17 protein-coding genes are annotated in these 18248 nt (G+C 59.8%); 14 read left to right on the top strand and 3 right to left on the bottom strand.

Features of this window, described 5'->3' with window-relative positions; all coding sequences use genetic code 11:
- Position 1: 1 nt before the first annotated feature.
- Together tusD and gltA are read right to left on the bottom strand one after the other, a co-directional pair.
- The gene (gene tusD / locus BUC40_RS17810) at positions 2-394 is read right to left on the bottom strand and encodes a sulfurtransferase complex subunit TusD (protein WP_073267517.1); all 393 of its coding nucleotides are present in this window, start codon (positions 392-394) and stop codon (positions 2-4) included.
- A gap of 120 nt (positions 395-514) precedes the next feature.
- Entirely contained in the window at positions 515-1786 is a 1272-nt protein-coding gene (gene gltA, locus BUC40_RS17805; RefSeq protein WP_073267516.1) for a citrate synthase, read from the bottom strand.
- Between the two features lie 363 nt (positions 1787-2149).
- Here gltA and sdhC point away from each other — a divergent pair, with 363 nt between their 5' ends.
- The 12 genes from sdhC (at position 2150) to BUC40_RS17745 (ending at position 16340) form a co-directional block, all read left to right on the top strand.
- Complete coding sequence (sdhC, locus tag BUC40_RS17800; RefSeq protein ID WP_070883123.1) at positions 2150-2524, top strand: succinate dehydrogenase, cytochrome b556 subunit; 375 nt, start codon at positions 2150-2152, stop codon at positions 2522-2524.
- The gene (sdhD, locus tag BUC40_RS17795; RefSeq protein ID WP_073267515.1) at positions 2518-2886 is read left to right on the top strand and encodes a succinate dehydrogenase, hydrophobic membrane anchor protein; all 369 of its coding nucleotides are present in this window, start codon (positions 2518-2520) and stop codon (positions 2884-2886) included. The genes sdhC and sdhD overlap by 7 nt, the downstream gene beginning before the upstream one ends.
- Before the next feature lie 3 nt (positions 2887-2889).
- Entirely contained in the window at positions 2890-4662 is a 1773-nt protein-coding gene (gene sdhA / locus BUC40_RS17790) for a succinate dehydrogenase flavoprotein subunit (protein WP_073267514.1), read from the top strand.
- 11 nt (positions 4663-4673) lie between these two features.
- Positions 4674-5393, top strand: a complete 720-nt coding sequence (locus BUC40_RS17785; protein ID WP_073267513.1) for a succinate dehydrogenase iron-sulfur subunit — start codon at positions 4674-4676, stop codon at positions 5391-5393.
- A 249-nt stretch (positions 5394-5642) separates the two neighbouring features.
- Positions 5643-8474, top strand: coding sequence for a 2-oxoglutarate dehydrogenase E1 component (locus BUC40_RS17780; protein WP_073267512.1), 2832 nt, complete (start codon positions 5643-5645; stop codon positions 8472-8474).
- 68 nt (positions 8475-8542) lie between these two features.
- A complete protein-coding gene (gene odhB, locus BUC40_RS17775) occupies positions 8543-9775 on the top strand; it encodes a 2-oxoglutarate dehydrogenase complex dihydrolipoyllysine-residue succinyltransferase (protein WP_073267511.1) in 1233 nt (410 codons plus the stop codon).
- An 85-nt stretch (positions 9776-9860) separates the two neighbouring features.
- Positions 9861-11297, top strand: coding sequence for a dihydrolipoyl dehydrogenase (gene lpdA, locus BUC40_RS17770; RefSeq protein ID WP_073267510.1), 1437 nt, complete (start codon positions 9861-9863; stop codon positions 11295-11297).
- A gap of 199 nt (positions 11298-11496) precedes the next feature.
- Positions 11497-12663 (top strand): ADP-forming succinate--CoA ligase subunit beta, encoded by a 1167-nt coding sequence (gene sucC, locus BUC40_RS17765; RefSeq protein ID WP_073267509.1) that lies wholly within the window; start codon positions 11497-11499, stop codon positions 12661-12663.
- Entirely contained in the window at positions 12663-13550 is an 888-nt protein-coding gene (sucD, locus tag BUC40_RS17760; RefSeq protein ID WP_073267508.1) for a succinate--CoA ligase subunit alpha, read from the top strand. Before sucC ends, sucD begins: the two co-directional genes overlap by 1 nt.
- Before the next feature lie 262 nt (positions 13551-13812).
- The gene (brnQ, locus tag BUC40_RS17755) at positions 13813-15126 is read left to right on the top strand and encodes a branched-chain amino acid transport system II carrier protein (protein WP_073267507.1); all 1314 of its coding nucleotides are present in this window, start codon (positions 13813-13815) and stop codon (positions 15124-15126) included.
- Between the two features lie 90 nt (positions 15127-15216).
- The gene (locus tag BUC40_RS17750; RefSeq protein ID WP_073267506.1) at positions 15217-15951 is read left to right on the top strand and encodes a DUF599 domain-containing protein; all 735 of its coding nucleotides are present in this window, start codon (positions 15217-15219) and stop codon (positions 15949-15951) included.
- Complete coding sequence (locus BUC40_RS17745) at positions 15948-16340, top strand: MAPEG family protein (RefSeq protein WP_073267505.1); 393 nt, start codon at positions 15948-15950, stop codon at positions 16338-16340. The genes BUC40_RS17750 and BUC40_RS17745 overlap by 4 nt, the downstream gene beginning before the upstream one ends.
- A 60-nt stretch (positions 16341-16400) precedes the next feature.
- On the opposite strand, the gene BUC40_RS17740 is transcribed toward BUC40_RS17745, so the two are convergent.
- Positions 16401-16694 carry a hypothetical protein gene (locus tag BUC40_RS17740; protein ID WP_073267504.1) on the bottom strand — a complete coding sequence of 98 codons (294 nt, stop codon included), beginning with the start codon at positions 16692-16694 and terminating at the stop codon, positions 16401-16403.
- A 15-nt stretch (positions 16695-16709) separates the two neighbouring features.
- On the opposite strand from BUC40_RS17740, the gene BUC40_RS22785 reads away from it, so the two are divergent.
- Together BUC40_RS22785 and BUC40_RS17735 are read left to right on the top strand one after the other, a co-directional pair.
- Positions 16710-16946 (top strand): hypothetical protein, encoded by a 237-nt coding sequence (locus BUC40_RS22785; protein ID WP_139272207.1) that lies wholly within the window; start codon positions 16710-16712, stop codon positions 16944-16946.
- A 14-nt stretch (positions 16947-16960) separates the two neighbouring features.
- A complete protein-coding gene (locus BUC40_RS17735) occupies positions 16961-18205 on the top strand; it encodes an MFS transporter (RefSeq protein WP_073267503.1) in 1245 nt (414 codons plus the stop codon).
- Positions 18206-18248: the final 43 nt, after the last annotated feature.

The following is an 18248-nucleotide window of genomic DNA, read 5'->3' as shown; positions in this document are numbered from 1 at the left end:
CTCAATCGCCTCCAAAACAGATCAGGCGATCAGCCAGTTGCGCTGCTTCATGCAACTGGCCCAAGCCGGAAAGCACCCAGGGAGCGGGCAGGTTGGCCGCCTGGCGCTCGTAGCGGCGCGCTTCCTGCTCGTCGAGCACGCCACGCCGCAGCGCAGCAGCGATGCACACCACGCCGTCGAGCTGCTGCGCTTCGATGAACTCGCGCCACTGGCGCGCGATATCGGTTTCATCCTGAGGGCTGACGATATTGCCGGAAGCGCTGTGCACGCCATCGGCATAGAAGAACAGGCGCACGATCTCGTGGCCGCCCTGTAGTGCGGCCTCAGCAAAGCGCAGCGCGCGGCGGGAGGAGGGTGCCGAAGGTGGAGAAAACAGGGCGATAGCGAATTTCATGAGCGGCCCGGTTGTGAAAATAGGGCGCCATGATAAAGCCTGAGCGATGGGGACAGAAACGAAAAAGCCCATATCCGTGGATATGGGCTTTCTTGTCACAGTGGCGTCAGCGCAAGAAGCTTATTTCTTGATGTCGCGCTGGGTCGGGCCTGTGTACAGCTGGCGCGGACGGCCGATCTTGTACGGGCCGGAGAGCATTTCTTTCCAGTGCGAGATCCAGCCGACGGTGCGCGCCAGGGCAAAGATCACGGTGAACATGCTGGTCGGAATGCCGATCGCCTTGAGGATGATGCCCGAGTAGAAGTCGACGTTCGGGTACAGGTTGCGTTCCTTGAAGTAAGGATCGTTACGGGCGATCTCGTCGAGCTTCATCGCCAGTTCCAGCTGCGGGTCATTGATGCCCAGCTCGGCCAGTACTTCGTCGCAGGTCTGTTTCATGACCTGGGCGCGTGGGTCGAAGTTCTTATAGACGCGGTGACCGAAGCCCATGAGCTTGAACGGGTCGTCCTTGTCTTTGGCCTTGGCGATGAATTTGTCGATGTTTGAGACATCACCGATTTCATCCAGCATGGCCAGTACGGCTTCGTTCGCGCCACCGTGGGCAGGGCCCCAGAGCGCGGCGATACCAGCGGCGATACAGGCGAACGGGTTGGCACCCGAAGAGCCGGCCAGGCGCACGGTAGAGGTAGAGGCGTTCTGCTCGTGGTCGGCGTGCAGGATGAAGATGCGGTCCATCGCCTTGGCCAGCACCGGGCTGATCGGCTTGGTCTCGCACGGGGTGTTGAACATCATGTGCAGGAAATTTTCCGCGTAGTTCAGATCGTTACGCGGGTACATCATCGGCTCGCCCTTGGAGTACTTGTACACCATGGCAGCGATGGTCGGCATCTTGGCGACCAGGCGCATCGCGGAAATGTCGCGGTGCTGCGGGTTCTTGATGTCCAGGGAATCGTGGTAGAAGGCGGAGAGGGCGCCAACCACGCCACACATGACGGCCATCGGATGGGCGTCACGACGGAAACCGTTGAAGAAGGTCTTCAATTGCTCGTGAACCATGGTGTGGTTCTTGATGGTGCTAACGAACTGGGCTTTCTGATCTTCGTTCGGCAGTTCGCCGTTGAGCAGCAGGTAGCAGGTATCCAGATAGTCGGCTTTTTCAGCCAGCTGTTCGATGGGGTAACCGCGGTGCAGCAGTACGCCCTTGTCACCATCAATATAGGTGATCTTCGACTCGCACGATGCGGTCGACATGAAACCGGGGTCAAAAGTGAAGTTGCCCGTGGCAGTCAGGCTCCGCACGTCGATCACATCTGGGCCAACGGTGCCGGATAAAACGGGCAGCTCGACGGGGGCTGCGCCCTCGATGATCAACTGCGCTTTTTTGTCAGCCATGTGTGGCCTCCTAGTTATGCTTGGAATCATCAGTCGGCCCCCCACGCAGGGCCCGCATCACTATAGTGTTATGAATCTGAAAGTCAATTTGCGAAAACCCAGGCAATAGAAGGGTTTGAGTGGCCTGCCTGCGACAAAAAGGCGCGCCTTATTACGCCATTTTCGGGCTTGACGCAATCGCCTTTAGGTCGAGGTACGTGCGTTGTCATTAGCGACCTAACTGTCTATACTCTGCGCCCGACTGCCATGGGCCTTGAGCCCGGTTTCTGGTGGTTGTCACTCCTTGGGTGATGGGTACCTGACCAGTGCGCTTCCCGACAACTCAGCCCTGATAGCTGGGGCTCTCAGTGTGATAATAAAGCCGTGAATAGCCAACGACCTGTAAACTTAGACCTTCGGACGATAAAACTCCCAGTCACTGCTTACACGTCCATTCTTCACCGTATATCTGGCGTGATCCTTTTCCTCGGCATTGCCGTGCTGCTGTTCGGGCTCGACAAGTCGCTGTCATCGGAAGAGGGTTTCGCCCAGGTGAAAGAATGCTTGACCAGTCCGCTGGCCAAGTTCGTGATCTGGGGACTTTTGTCCGCTCTGCTGTACCACCTGGTGGCCGGTGTGCGCCACTTGATCATGGATGCTGGAGTCGGTGAGACGCTGGAAGGCGGCAAGCTGGGTTCCAAAATCGTACTCGTCGTATCGGCGATCGTGATCGTGCTGCTGGGGGTGTGGATATGGTAACTAATGTCACGAATTTCTCGCGTTCGGGCCTCTATGACTGGATGGCACAGCGCGTTTCTGCAGTCGTTCTCGCGGCTTACGTCCTGTTTTTGCTGGGCTATATCGTCCTCAATCCAGGCATGGGCTACGCCGAATGGCATGGTCTGTTCTCCAATAATGCAATGCGCATCTTCAGCTTGCTGACGCTTGTCGCGCTGGGCGTTCACGCCTGGGTCGGCATGTGGACGATTTCCACTGACTACCTGACGCCAACCGCGCTGGGCAAGTGGGCCACCGTTGTGCGTTTTCTGTTCCAGGCCACGTGTGGCATTGCCATGTTCGTGTTCTTTGTCTGGGGCGTGCAGATTCTTTGGGGTTTCTGATTCATGACTAGCATTCGTACTCTCTCCTATGACGCCATCATCGTTGGTGGTGGTGGTGCCGGCATGCGCGCTGCACTGCAGCTGGCGCAGGGCGGCCACAAGACTGCCGTGGTAACCAAGGTTTTCCCGACCCGTTCCCATACCGTTTCCGCACAGGGCGGCATCACCTGCGCCATCGCTTCGAACGATCCGAACGATGACTGGCGCTGGCACATGTACGACACCGTCAAGGGCTCCGACTATATCGGTGACCAGGATGCGATCGAGTACATGTGTTCCGTCGGCCCGGAAGCCGTGTTCGAACTCGAGCACATGGGGCTGCCGTTCTCCCGTACCGAACAAGGCCGCATTTATCAGCGTCCGTTCGGTGGCCAGTCCAAAGGCCCGGATAACCCAACTCAGGCTGCCCGTACTTGCGCCGCTGCTGACCGTACCGGTCACGCGCTGCTGCACACCCTGTATCAGGCCAACCTGAAAGCCGGTACCTCGTTCCTCAACGAGTGGTACGCGGTCGATCTGGTCAAGAACCAGGACGGCGCCATCGTTGGCGTGATCGCCATCTGCATCGAAACTGGCGAAACCGTCTACATCCGCTCCAAAGCCGTGGTTCTGGCGACTGGCGGTGCTGGCCGTATCTACGCTTCTACCACCAACGCCCTGATCAATACCGGTGACGGTGTAGGCATGGCGCTGCGTGCTGGTGTGCCGGTACAGGACATCGAAATGTGGCAGTTCCACCCGACCGGTATCGCCGGCGCTGGTGTACTGGTTACCGAAGGCTGCCGTGGTGAAGGTGGTTACCTGATCAACGCCCATGGCGAGCGTTTCATGGAGCGTTATGCGCCCAACGCCAAAGACCTTGCCGGTCGCGACGTTGTGGCCCGTTCCATGGTCAAGGAGGTCATCGCCGGTAACGGCTGTGGCCCTGACAAGGACCACGTACTGCTTAAGCTTGATCACCTGGGCGAAGAAGTCCTGCACAGCCGCCTGCCAGGCATTTGCGAACTGTCCAAGACCTTCGCACACGTTGACCCGGTTGTTGCGCCTGTTCCGGTCATTCCGACCTGCCACTACATGATGGGCGGCGTTGCCACCAACATTCATGGCCAGGCCATTACCCAGGACGCCAACGGCAAAGACCGCATCATCGAAGGTCTGTTCGCGGTCGGTGAAGTTGCCTGCGTATCGGTACATGGTGCCAACCGTCTGGGCGGCAACTCGCTGCTCGACCTGGTGGTGTTCGGTCGTGCAGCTGGTCTGCACCTGGAAAAAGCGCTGAAAGAAGGCGTGGACGTCCGTGGTGCCAGCGAAACCGATATCGAGCAGTCGCTTGCGCGTCTGTCCGGCGTCAACGAGCGTAGCGCTGGTGAGGAAGTTGCTCCGCTGCGTAAAGAGCTGCAGCAGTGCATGCAGAACTACTTCGGTGTATTCCGTACTGGCGAATACATGAAGAAGGGCATCTCTCAGCTTGCTGACCTGCGCGAGCGTATTGCCAAGGTCAAGATCACTGACAAGAGCCAGGCGTTCAACACCGCGCGTATCGAGGCTCTTGAGCTGCAGAACCTGTTGGAAGTCGCCGAAGCCACTGCCATCGCAGCTGACACCCGTACCGAGTCCCGCGGCGCTCACGCCCGTGAAGACTATGAAGACCGCGACGACACCAACTGGTTGTGCCACAGCCTGTACTTCCCAGGTGAGAAACGTGTCGCCAAGCGCGATGTCAACTTCTCGCCGAAGACAGTTCCGGCGTTTGAACCCAAAGTTCGTACTTATTAAGGGTGGCTACCATGTCTCTTGGCAAAAGCTTGAAAGTCAGCGTTTATCGCTACAACCCGGAAGCGGACAAAGCACCGTTCATGCAGGAATTCGACGTCACCATCGACGGCAAGGACTTGATGGTGCTCGATATCCTGGCCCTGATCAAAGAGCAGGACGAGGGCTTCTCGTATCGTCGCTCCTGCCGTGAAGGCGTTTGCGGGTCTGACGGCATGAACATCAGCGGCAAGAACGGCTTGGCTTGCATCACGCCGATCTCCTCTGTTGTCACTGGCAACAAACTGGTGATTCGCCCGCTGCCTGGTCTGCCGGTAATTCGTGACCTCGTAGTGGATATGAGCATCTTCTACAAACAGTACGAGAAGGTGCAGCCGTTCCTGCAGAACGATACGCCGGCTCCGGCCATCGAGCGCCTGCAGACTCCGGAAGAGCGCGAAAAGCTCGACGGCTTGTACGAGTGCATTCTATGCGCATGCTGCTCGACCAGCTGCCCGTCGTTCTGGTGGAACCCGGACAAGTTCCTGGGTCCAGCTGCACTGCTGCAGGCTTATCGCTTCCTGGCCGACAGCCGTGATACCAAGACTGCGGAACGTTTGGCATCGCTGGACGATCCATTCAGTGTGTTCCGCTGCCGCGGCATCATGAACTGCGTGAACGTTTGCCCTAAGGGCCTGAACCCTACCAAGGCAATCGGTCACGTACGCAACATGTTGCTGCAAAGCGGTACCTGATTCACTGCTCTTTAGCTTGACCCGCTACACCTGCCGCACCGACGTAATGTCGGTGTTGCAGTATCGCCAGGACGTTGGCCTAGCCGCCAACGTCCTTATACGAAAAATATGACGACCAGCAGGGGCATTCGGGCTGGTGCCCGGACTATCTGCGAGATTCTTGGTGGCTTTTGAAGTCGCTGTAACATGACTTCGAAAAGCCAATCGGTATTCTCGCCGGTGGTGTCCCCTTACCGAGGGTGACCAAGCATGCAAGAAAGCGTGATGCAGCGCATGTGGGACAGTGCCCACCTATCCGGTGGTAACGCTGCCTACGTGGAAGAGCTCTATGAGCTCTACCTGCACGATCCCAACGCCGTGCCGGAAGAATGGCGCACTTATTTCGATAAGCTGCCGTCTGAAGGCAGCACCGCCAATGACGTATCGCACTCGACGATTCGTGATCATTTCGTGTTGCTGGCCAAAAACCAGCGTCGCGCTCAGCCGGCTTCAGCCGGTACCGTGAGCAGTGAGCACGAAAAGAAGCAGGTCGAAGTGTTGCGGTTGATTCAGGCATTCCGCATGCGTGGCCACCAAGCGGCTCAGCTCGATCCGCTTGGGCTGTGGCAGCGCCCTGTTCCTGCTGATCTGTCGATCAGCCATTACAGCCTTACCGACGCGGATCTAGACACCACCTTCCGCACAGGTGGTCTGGCAATCGGCAAGGAAGAAGCGACTTTGCGGGAAATCCGCGACGCTTTGCATCAGACATATTGTCGCACCATCGGCTCCGAATTCACCCACATCGTCGATTCCGATCAGCGCAGCTGGTTCCAGCAGCGCCTGGAAAGCGTACGTGGTCGCCCGCAGATTTCTGCTGAAGCGCAGAGCCATCTGCTTGAGCGTCTGACCGCTGCCGAAGGCCTGGAAAAGTACCTGGGCACCAAGTACCCGGGCACCAAGCGCTTTGGTCTGGAAGGTGGCGAGAGCCTGATCCCGCTGCTCGATGAGATCATCCAGCGCAGCGGTTCCTACGGTACCAAGGAAATCGTCATCGGCATGGCTCACCGCGGCCGTCTGAACGTATTGGTCAACACTTTCGGCAAGAACCCGCGCGACCTGTTCGACGAGTTCGAAGGCAAGAAAGTCGAAGGCTTGAGCTCCGGCGACGTCAAATATCACCAAGGCTTCTCGTCGAACGTGATGACCCCGGGCGGCGAAGTTCACCTGGCACTGGCGTTCAACCCGTCTCACCTGGAAATCGTCTCTCCGGTGGTCGAAGGTTCGGTACGTGCGCGTCAGGATCGGCGTAGCGACGCCGTTGGCGACAAGGTATTGCCGATCTCCATCCACGGTGACGCGGCGTTCGCCGGTCAGGGCGTGGTCATGGAAACCTTCCAGATGTCGCAGACCCGTGCCTACAAGACGGGCGGCACCATCCACATCGTGATCAACAACCAGGTTGGCTTCACCACCAACCGGGCCGACGACGCACGCTCCACCGAGTACGCCACCGACGTCGCCAAGATGATCCAGGCGCCTATCTTCCATGTGAATGGCGATGATCCGGAAGCCGTACTGTTCGTGACCCAGCTGGCCGTCGATTACCGCATGCAGTACAAGCGTGACGTGGTCATCGACCTGGTCTGCTACCGCCGCCGCGGCCACAACGAGGCCGACGAGCCGAGCGGCACTCAGCCGCTGATGTACCAGCAGATCGCCAAGCAGCGCACCACCCGTGAGCTGTACGCCGAAGCCCTGACCACCGGTGGTCGCCTGACTGCCGACGCGGTGCAGGCGCCGGTCGACGAGTACCGCACGGCGCTCGACAACGGTCAGCACGTGGTCAAGAGCCTGGTCAAGGAGCCGAACAAGGAGCTGTTCGTCGATTGGCGTCCGTACCTGGGCCATGCCTGGACCGCACGTCACGACACGCGCTTCGACCTCAAGACCCTGCAGGAGCTGTCCAGCAAATTGCTGGAGACGCCGGACGGTTTCGTGGTTCAGCGTCAGGTCGGCAAGATCTACGAAGACCGCGCCAAGATGGGCGCCGGTGGCTTGCCGCTGAACTGGGGCTACGCCGAGACCATGGCCTACGCGACCCTGCTGGTCGAAGGTCACCCGATCCGTATCACCGGTCAGGACGTGGGCCGCGGTACCTTCTCGCACCGTCACGCGCAACTGCACAACCAGAAGGATGGTTCGGCCTATCTGCCACTGCAGAACCTGTACGAAGGTCAGCCGCGCTTCGACCTGTACGACTCCTTCCTGTCGGAAGAAGCCGTGCTGGCCTTCGAATACGGTTACGCCACCACCACGCCGAACGCGCTGGTGATCTGGGAAGCCCAGTTCGGCGACTTCGCCAACGGTGCCCAGGTGGTGTTCGACCAGTTCATCTCCAGCGGCGAAACCAAGTGGGGTCGTCTTTGCGGCCTGACCATGCTGCTGCCGCACGGTTATGAAGGGCAGGGCCCGGAGCACTCCTCGGCACGCCTGGAGCGTTACCTGCAGCTGTGCGCCGAGCAGAACATCCAGGTTGCGGTACCGACCACGCCGGCGCAGATCTACCACCTGCTGCGTCGTCAGGTCATCCGCCCGCTGCGCAAGCCGCTGGTGGTGCTGACGCCGAAGTCGCTGCTGCGCCACAAGCTGGCCGTCTCGACCCTGGAAGACCTGGCCGAAGGCTCGTTCCAGACCGTGATCCCGGAAATCGACGCCATCGAGCCGAAAAAGGTCGAGCGTCTGGTGCTGTGCAGCGGCAAGGTCTACTACGACCTGCTGGAAAAACGCCGCGCCGAAGGCCGCGAAGATATCGCCATCGTGCGGATCGAGCAGCTGTATCCGTTCCCGGAAGACGACCTGGCCGAGATTCTTGCACCGTACAAGAACCTCAAGCACATCGTCTGGTGTCAGGAAGAGCCGATGAACCAGGGCGCCTGGTATTGCAGCCAGCATCATATGCGTCGTGCCGCTGCGGCGCACAAGAAGTCGCTGGTGCTCGAGTATGCCGGTCGTGATGCTTCGGCCGCTCCAGCCTGTGGTTATGCGTCCATGCACGCCGAGCAGCAGGAAAAACTGCTGCAGGATGCCTTCACCGTTTAATGCCATCGCGAAGGAGGCGGCCCTGAGGCTGCCTCCTCGAAACAACCGAATTTAAGGAAAAGAGCACAATGGCTATCGAGATCAAAGCCCCTACATTCCCCGAATCGGTCGCCGACGGCACCGTGGCTACCTGGCACAAGAAGCCGGGCGAAGCGGTCAAGCGCGATGAGCTGATCGTCGACATCGAAACCGACAAGGTGGTGATCGAAGTTCTGGCCGAGGCCGACGGTGTAGTGGCTGAAATCATCAAGAATGAAGGCGATACCGTCCTCTCCAACGAGGTGCTGGGCAAGCTCACCGAAGGTGGCGCTGCTGCCGCCGCACCGGCCGCTGCTCCTGCGCAAGCCGCTTCCGCTCCGGCTCAAGCTGCTGCACCTGCTGCCGCTGCTGGCGACGACCAGATCCTGTCGCCGGCTGCCCGCAAGCTGGCTGAAGAAAACGGCATCGACCCGAACAGCATCAGCGGTTCGGGCAAAGGCGGCCGTGTGACCAAGGAAGATGTGGTTGCTGCCGTTGAAGCCAAGAAAAATGCTCCGGCTGCTCCTGCTGCCAAACCGGCTGCAGCTGCCGCTGCTCCGGTCGTTGCCGCTGCTGGCGACCGCACCGAGAAGCGCGTACCGATGACTCGCGTGCGTGCCACCGTTGCTCGCCGTCTGGTCGAAGCACAGTCGAACATGGCCATGCTGACCACCTTCAACGAAGTCGACATGTCCGAGATCATGGCACTGCGTTCGAAGTACAAGGATCAGTTCGAGAAAGCCCACAACGGCACTCGTCTTGGCTTTATGTCCTTCTTCGTCAAGGCTGCTACCGAGGCGCTGAAGCGTCTGCCGGCAGTCAACGCCTCGATTGATGGCAACGACATCGTCTACCATGGCTACCAGGACATCGGCGTAGCCGTTTCCAGCGACCGTGGTCTGGTGGTTCCGGTTCTGCGTAACGCCGAGCTGATGGGCCTGGCCGACATCGAAGCCGGCATCGCTGCCTACGGCAAGAAAGCCCGTGACGGCAAGCTGTCCATCGAAGAGATGACTGGCGGTACCTTCACGATCACCAACGGCGGTACCTTCGGTTCGATGATGTCGACCCCGATCGTCAACCCGCCGCAGGCTGCGATTCTGGGCATGCACAACATCATCCAGCGTCCTGTCGCTGTGAATGGCCAAGTGGTCATTCGCCCGATGATGTACCTGGCACTGTCCTACGATCACCGCCTGATCGACGGCAAAGAAGCCGTGACCTTCCTGGTGACCATCAAGAACCTGCTGGAAGACCCAGCTCGTCTTCTGCTGGACATCTAAACGCAGCTGCGGGTAGCAGATGGCGAGTCCTACAGGGCTCGCGTCTGCGCCTGAGCTCGAAGCTTCAAGCTAAAAGGAATCTGTTATGAGCCAGAAATTCGACGTAGTAGTCATTGGTGCCGGCCCTGGCGGCTATGTTGCCGCCATCAAAGCCGCCCAGCTTGGTCTCAAGACTGCGTGCATCGAGAAGTACCAGGACAAGGACGGCAAGATCGCTCTGGGCGGTACCTGCCTGAACGTCGGTTGCATTCCGTCCAAGGCGCTGCTGGACAGCTCCTGGAAATTCCATGAAGCTCAGGACGGTTTCGCCGTTCACGGCATCAGCGCCAAAGGCGTGAGCATTGACGTGCCGGCCATGGTCGGTCGCAAGAACGCCATCATCAAGAACCTGACCGGCGGCGTTGCCGGCCTGTTCAAGGCCAACGGTGTGACGCTGCTCGAAGGCCACGGCAAGCTGCTGGCTGGCAAGAAAGTCGAAGTGACCGACAAAGACGGCAAGACTTCAGTCGTCGAAGCCGAGAACGTGATCCTGGCATCCGGCTCGCGCCCGATCGACATCCCGCCGGCTCCGGTCGACCAGGACGTTATCGTCGACTCCACTGGCGCTCTGGAATTCCAATCGGTACCGAAGAAGCTGGGCGTCATCGGCGCTGGCGTCATCGGTCTGGAACTGGGTTCAGTATGGGCTCGTCTGGGCGCTGAAGTGACCGTTCTGGAAGCACTGGACAAGTTCCTGCCAGCTGCTGACGAAGCCGTCTCCAAAGAAGCCTTCAAGACCCTCACCAAGCAAGGTCTGGACATCAAGCTGGGCGCTCGCGTGACCGGTTCTGAAGTCAAGAAGAAGCAAGTTACCGTCAACTACACCGACTCGGCCGGCGAACAGAAAATCGTGTTCGACAAGCTGATCGTTGCTGTTGGCCGTCGCCCGGTAACCACCGATCTGCTGGCTTCGGACAGCGGCGTGGATCTGGACGAGCGTGGCTACATCTTCGTCGACGACCAGTGCGCCACCAGCGTTCCGGGCGTTTACGCCATCGGTGACGTGGTGCGCGGCATGATGCTCGCTCACAAGGCCTCGGAAGAGGGCGTGATGGTTGCCGAGCGTATCGCCGGTCACAAGGCGCAGATGAACTATGACCTGATCCCATCGGTCATCTATACCCACCCGGAAATCGCATGGGTTGGTAAAACCGAGCAGCAGCTCAAGAGCGAAGGCGTTGCCGTCAACGTCGGTACCTTCCCGTTCGCCGCCAGCGGCCGTGCCATGGCAGCTAACGACACCGGCGGTTTCGTCAAGGTTATCGCTGACGCCAACACCGACCGCGTATTGGGTGTACACGTGATCGGCCCAAGCGCGGCCGAGCTGGTACAGCAAGGCGCGATCGGCATGGAGTTCGGCACCAGCGCTGAAGACCTGGGCATGATGGTCTTCTCGCACCCGACTCTGTCCGAAGCCCTGCACGAAGCAGCGCTCGCAGTTAACGGTGGCGCGATTCACATCGCCAACCGCAAGAAACGCTAAGAAATTGTCAGTGCGCTGCCAGCTCTCGAGCTGGTAGCGTGCGGACGGTTTTTCGCGAAGCAGAACCACGGTGCATTGCCCGTGCGAGGCCCAGGCCTAACGCGGAATGTGCGCCGGGCTGCCTTGAGGCAGCCACAGGTGGTGCGGCACGTAAGTGCAGCACCGATGCGCAATACCTAAACGAAGACGGTAGACAAGCATGAATCTTCACGAGTATCAGGGTAAGCAGCTGTTCGCTGAGTACGGCCTGCCCGTATCCAAGGGCTTCGCCGTAGACACCCCGGAAGAGGCCGCAGCGGCCTGCGAAAAAATCGGCGGGACCGAGTGGGTCGTCAAGGCTCAGGTACACGCTGGTGGCCGCGGTAAAGCGGGCGGTGTGAAACTGGTCAAGAGCAAGGAAGACGCCAAGGCTTTCGCTGCCAACTGGCTGGGCAAGCGCCTGGTGACCTATCAGACTGATGCCAATGGCCAGCCTGTCACCAAGATCCTGGTCGAGTCCTGCACCGACATCGCCAAGGAACTGTACCTGGGCGCGGTAGTTGACCGCTCCAGCCGTCGCATCGTGTTCATGGCTTCCACTGAAGGTGGCGTAGACATCGAGAAGATCGCTCACGAAACCCCTGAGAAGATCCTCAAAGCGACCATCGATCCGCTGGTCGGCGCTCAGCCGTTCCAGGGCCGCGATCTGGCTTTCCAGCTGGGTCTGGAAGGCAAGCAAGTCGCTCAGTTCGCCAAGATCTTCGTAGGTCTGGCCAAGCTGTTCAAAGACCACGACCTGGCTCTGCTGGAAGTCAACCCGCTGGTCATCAAGGCCGACGGCGATCTGCACTGCCTGGACGCGAAGATCAACATCGACGCTAACGCCATGTACCGTCAGCCTAAGCTGAAGACCTTCCACGACCCGTCGCAAGACGACGCTCGTGAAGCTCATGCTGCCAAGTTCGAACTGAACTACGTTGCCCTCGAAGGCAACATCGGCTGCATGGTCAACGGTGCTGGCCTGGCCATGGGTACCATGGACATCGTCAACCTGCACGGCGGCAAGCCAGCCAACTTCCTCGACGTAGGTGGCGGTGCAACCAAAGAGCGCGTAACCGAAGCCTTCAAGATCATCCTGTCCGACAGCAACGTTGCTGCCGTTCTGGTGAACATCTTCGGCGGTATCGTTCGTTGCGACATGATTGCCGAAGGCATCATTGGTGCAGTGAAAGAAGTTGGCGTGAAGGTTCCGGTTGTCGTCCGTCTGGAAGGCAACAACGCTGAACTGGGTGCCAAAGTCCTGGCCGAAAGCGGCCTGAACATCATCGCGGCAACCAGCCTGACCGACGCTGCTCAGCAAGTCGTCAAAGCTGCGGAGGGCAAGTAATGAGCGTCCTGATCAATAAAGACACCAAGGTTATCTGCCAGGGTTTCACTGGCTCGCAAGGTACCTTCCACTCCGAACAAGCCATCGCCTACGGCACCAAGATGGTTGGCGGCGTGACTCCAGGCAAAGGCGGTACTACCCACCTGAACCTGCCAGTGTTCAACACCGTTGCTGAAGCTGTTGCTGCAACTGGCGCTGACGCTTCGGTCATCTACGTTCCGGCTCCGTTCTGCAAAGACTCGATCCTGGAAGCTGCCTTCGCCGGCATCAAACTGATCGTCTGCATCACCGAAGGTATTCCTACCCTCGACATGCTCGATGCCAAGGTCAAGTGCGACGAACTGGGTGTTACCCTGATCGGCCCGAACTGCCCAGGCGTTATCACTCCGGGCGAGTGCAAGATCGGCATCATGCCAGGTCACATCCACCTGCCAGGCAAAGTAGGCATCGTGTCGCGTTCCGGCACCCTGACCTATGAAGCCGTCAAGCAGACCACTGACGCCGGCTTCGGCCAGTCCACTTGCGTGGGCATCGGTGGTGACCCGATTCCGGGTTCGAACTTCATCGACATCCTGAAGCTGTTCCAGGAAGACCCGAAGACCGAAGCGATCGTCATGATCGGTGAGATCGGCGGTTCGGCTGAAGAAGAAGCGGCGGCCTACATCAAGGCAAACGTAACCAAGCCTGTAGTTTCCTACATCGCTGGCGTTACCGCTCCTCCCGGCAAGCGTATGGGCCATGCTGGCGCCATCATCTCCGGCGGCAAAGGCACTGCAGACGAGAAATTCGCTGCTCTGCAAGACGCTGGCGTGAAAACCGTGCGTTCCCTGGCTGACATCGGCAAGGCCCTGGCCGAGCTGACTGGTTGGGAAGTGAAGAAGGCGTAAGCCATTCTGATCTAAGAAAAAGGCCACCTTCGGGTGGCCTTTTTCGTTGAGGCGACGCAGACGTTCAGTCAGTCGACACTACAGCCGGCAATTTCGAGATGCTGGCGGTTTTTCGTTACCATTGCCGCCCCGGCGCACGCGCTGCCACAAGCAGATGCCTGTACCTCCATTGGCCTGGCCCACGAGCCCGGGCGACGTTTCCCTGACCCTCGATGGAAACCCTCCGGAACATTTTGATCTTCTGCCTGTGGTATTTCCCTCTATGACTCGCTTGAAAAGCCTCGACATCCTGGCTCTCGGTTTCATGACGTTCGCGCTTTTTCTGGGCGCGGGCAACATCATCTTCCCACCCAGTGCAGGCCTGTCTGCCGGTGAAAACATCGGTGCGGCTGCCGTGGGTTTTCTGCTTACCGGCGTAGGTCTGCCGCTACTCACCGTGGTGGCACTGGCTCGCGTGGGCGGTGGTCTGCCCACCCTGACTACGCCGATTGGCCGTTGGGCAGGCGTTGCCCTGGCGGTGGCGGTGTACCTGGCGATTGGCCCGTTGTTCGCCACGCCACGTACCGCCGTGGCGTCGTTCGAGATCGGTATGCAACCCTTCGTGGGCAACAGCGCAACGGCGCTGTTCGTCTATACGCTGGTGTACTTCGCCGTGGTGCTATTCCTGTCGCTGACGCCAGGGCGCCTGGTCGACCGGGTCGGCAAGTTCATCACCCCTGTGCTGATCATCGCGTTGGTGATCCTCGGCGGTGCGGCGGTTTTCGCCCCGGCCGGCGAAGTAGGCGAGGCCACGGGTGCCTATCGTAGCGAGCCACTGGTGCAGGGCTTCCTGCAGGGCTACTTGACCATGGATGCGCTGGGCGCCTTGGTGTTCGGTATCGTGATCGCCAACGCCGTGCGTGCTCGCGGCATCACCGACAGTGGATTGATCACCCGTTACTGCGTGATAGCGGGTGTGATTGCTGCGCTGGCGTTGTCGCTGGTGTATCTGTCGCTATTCTACCTCGGCGCCACCAGCCACGAGCTGGCGGCCGGGGCGGAGAACGGTGGGCAGATCCTCACCACTTACGTGAACCAGACCTTCGGCTCCGCCGGTTCCCTGCTGCTGGCCGTGGTGATCATTCTGGCCTGCCTGACCACCGGCGTCGGCCTGCTGACCGCATGCGGCGAGTTCTTCGGTGATTTGCTCAAGGTGCCTTATCGCGCCGTGGTCATCTTGCTAGCGCTGTTCAGCCTAGCAGTCTCCAACCAGGGGCTGACGCAGCTGATCAGCGTGTCGGTGCCCGTGCTGGTCGGCCTCTATCCACTGGCTATCGTGCTGGTGGCGTTGAGCCTGATGAACCGCCTGTGGGTGTCGCAGCCGCGGGTATTCATCCCGGTCATGGCCGTGACGCTGATCTTCGGCGTGGCAGACGGAATGGCCGCTGCAGGGTGGGGCGCCTACGTACCCCAGGCGTTGACCAAGCTGCCGCTGGCCGCCCAGAGCCTGGGTTGGCTGGTTCCGGTACTGGTCACCCTGGCGATCAGCCTTGTGCTTGACCGTGTTTGCGCAGCGAAGCGTCAGGTCAGCGCCTGACTGCCATTTCTGCTGCACAAGAGCCGCTCCCAGGAGCGGCTTTTTATTGCCTGCCGCGGCTATAATCGCTACAGCCTACAAGGAGCCTGCATGTCCCTCAGCGAAGACTATCTACACCACCTGATCGCCGCCTGTTGGTTCGTCCTGTGCTGGGCGGGCTACACCCGTTACGCCCATGCCAAGGGAAAGACCACACCTTGCCTGGCGAGCGTTCTGCACCTTTACCGCGAGGATTGGATGCGCCGCATGCTGCTGCGCGAGAACCGGATTGCCGACGCCAACGTGATCGGCAACCTGGAGCGTAACGCCTCGTTCTTCGCCTCCAGTACGTTGATTATCCTGGCCGGTATTCTTACCGTGCTCGGTGCTTCAGAGCGCGCGGTATCGCTGCTCGCCGACCTGCCGTTCGTGCAGTCGGCCAGCCGCGGGATGTCGGAGGTCAAGCTGCTGGGCCTGGGCGTGGTATTCGTCTACGCCTTCTTCACCTTCAGCTGGTGCATGCGCCAGTACAATTTCGCTGCCGTGCTGGTGGGTTCGGCACCGATGATCGGTGAGCGGCATGTCACCGAGCAGGAGCGCAAGGCGTTCGCCGAACGTACCGCGCGGGTCATCTCGATGGCCGCCAACCAGTTCAACTACGGCCTGCGCGCCTATTATTTCGGTATGGCGACCCTGGCGTGGTTCATCAACCCGTGGTTCTTCATGCTGGTGAGCACTGGCGTGGTCGTGGTGTTGTACCGCCGCGAATTTCACTCGGATGTACTCGAGGTAATGGTGTACACACAAACGCCGGCGTTCGAGCCGGCCAAGGAGAAGAACGAGTGAGCATTCCATTCTGGTGCATCTTCATCAGCGCGCTGCTGATCTTTATCGCCAAGGCACCGGTTGCCAAGGCCATGAAGCAGGAGGGTGGGCAATACGACAATCATCATCCACGCGCACAGCAAGCACGTTTGACCGGCTTTGGCGCACGCGCCCTAGCGGCTCATCAAAACAGCTTCGAAGCGTTCCCGCTGTTTGCCGTGGGCGTGCTGATGGCTCACGTCACCCAGAGCAGCGGTTGGCTGGTCGATTGGCTAGCTGTGATCTTCGTAATTGCGCGGGTGCTGTATCTGGTTTTCTACTGGGCCGACCTGCACTGGCAGCGCAGCCTGGTATGGATCGTTGGTATGGGATGCACGCTGTTGCTGATGCTGACACCAGCGATGCGTTGAGACGGGAAAGGGGGGGAGGCGTTACCCGCAGCAGGCTGCGGGTAACGTGAAGAGGTCAGCTTACTGCTGCTTCGGTGCAGCAGGCGCGGCTGGATCTGCAGGGGCTGCAGGCTCGGCCGGGGCAGTGGCTGGTGGGGTTTGAGCTTCTTCCTGTTGCTCTTTGGCAGCTTCTTGAGCAGCCTCTGCTTCTTTCTGTGCAGCTTCGTTGCTTTCTTTAGCAGCGTCGTTCATCGACTCTTGAGCTTCAGTACGTGCTTCCTGAGCATCTTGAGCTTTGTTTTCGGACGGCTTGTCACAGGCCGCAAGGCCCAGCGTGGCAGCCAGCATGAAGGCGTAAGCGACTGATTTTTGCATGGTGGTGTTTCTCCTTTGGGTAAAGACCATTACCGTTTTTCGAGGCATCCGAGGCGAAATAAGTTCACTGACTTTGCCTTATTGCCCTTTTTTGCGTCATCAGTTGGCGTTGAAAGCACCAATCCGGGGCCGTCACCAATCATCAAAATCCTCGACGCGTCGATGGAACGCATGTCGCGTGATGACTATCGTGGCGCTGCTTTTTTGCTGCTGGCAGCCTGCGTCATCGCGGCTGCCGGCTCTGGCTATTGATCTAAGGAAATCGAATGGACGCGCTGTTGATCCTGGGCGGGCTGCTGTTGATCCTCGTCGGCCTGGTGATGCTGGTACTGCGTGGTTTCGCCACTGGTCTGTTGTGGGGCTGGGCGTGTTTGCTGCCGCCGTTCATGCTGCTGTTCATCGTGTGCCACTGGCGCCGCGCCAAACAGGCACTGGCCTGCTGCGCATTGGGCATGATTCCCCTGGTAGTCGGCTTTGCGGTGATGGCCGGGCAGGACCCGCAACGACTGGAAGCGATCATCGGTTTGCAGTGGCTGCAGCCCCAGCAAGCTGCGCCTGGCGAGCTGAATATCCAGCTGCACGGTCAGCTCAACGGCGAGCCTTTCGCACCGCAGGAGGGCGACCTTGTCGATGGCGTGCTCAGCTTGCGCGAAGGCCAGGATTTCTTCGCGCGCCGTGAGCTCAGCATCCGTGGTCTTCCGGTCGCCGCCGATGGCCTGCGGCTTGATGTACTGCCGGATGATCCGGGTCAGTTGCCGGAAATCGAGCTCAGCTGGCTACTGCCCGATCAGGATCTGCCCGAAGCTCGCCAGGTGAAGGGCGGCTATACGCTGCATCTGGATTTGCGCCCGCAAGAGCCTAATCGTCTGGTGGGCGAATTCCATCTGGTGTTGCCAGCGCAGTTCCAGACCACCCTGAGCGGCAAGGTCGAGCTGTTCCGCAACGGGCTGCGCTATGAGCAAGGCAGTGTCGACCGCATGATCGACTCACCCGACACTCTGAGCTACGTAATCACCGACTACCTGCAGCGCCGCTTCGCTACCCGCGATGTGCAGCTCCTGCCGCTGCCTTTGCATTCGGTGACCACCAGCAGCCTGGCACTCGACGTAGCGGCGCGCATCAATGGGCATGAGCAGCGTTTGCCGGTGCGTCTGAGCAAGCAGCCACAGCTCGGCTGGCGGGTCGAGGACGATCGCTTCCCAGCCGTCCCGGCGGCCGCGGAGGCGAAACCTGCAACGACCGCTGCGCCTGCTGCAGCGAACAGTCAGCCGGAAGCTGGCCAGCCGGCGCGTGCCGATTTCAGCCTCGCACGCCTGCTCGCCGAGCCGCAGCGCTACGTGAATCAGTCGATGCGTCTGTTCAGTGAAAAGGGCACGTCGGTACAGGGGCAGTTTGCTGGCATCGATGAGCAAGGCCACCTGGTGCTGCGTCAACGCCTGAATGGTTCGGGCGAAGCACGCTTCAGCATGGCGCCCGCCGATGTGGTGCATGCCGAACTGGTTGATCAATGACTTGAAGTTTTTCCCCGCCGCCCCCACCTGATGGTCATCCGCC

The sequence above is a fragment of the Phytopseudomonas punonensis genome, assembly GCF_900142655.1.
GTDB lineage: Bacteria > Pseudomonadota > Gammaproteobacteria > Pseudomonadales > Pseudomonadaceae > Aquipseudomonas > Aquipseudomonas punonensis.
This window is presented reverse-complemented; position numbering and strand designations above follow the sequence as displayed.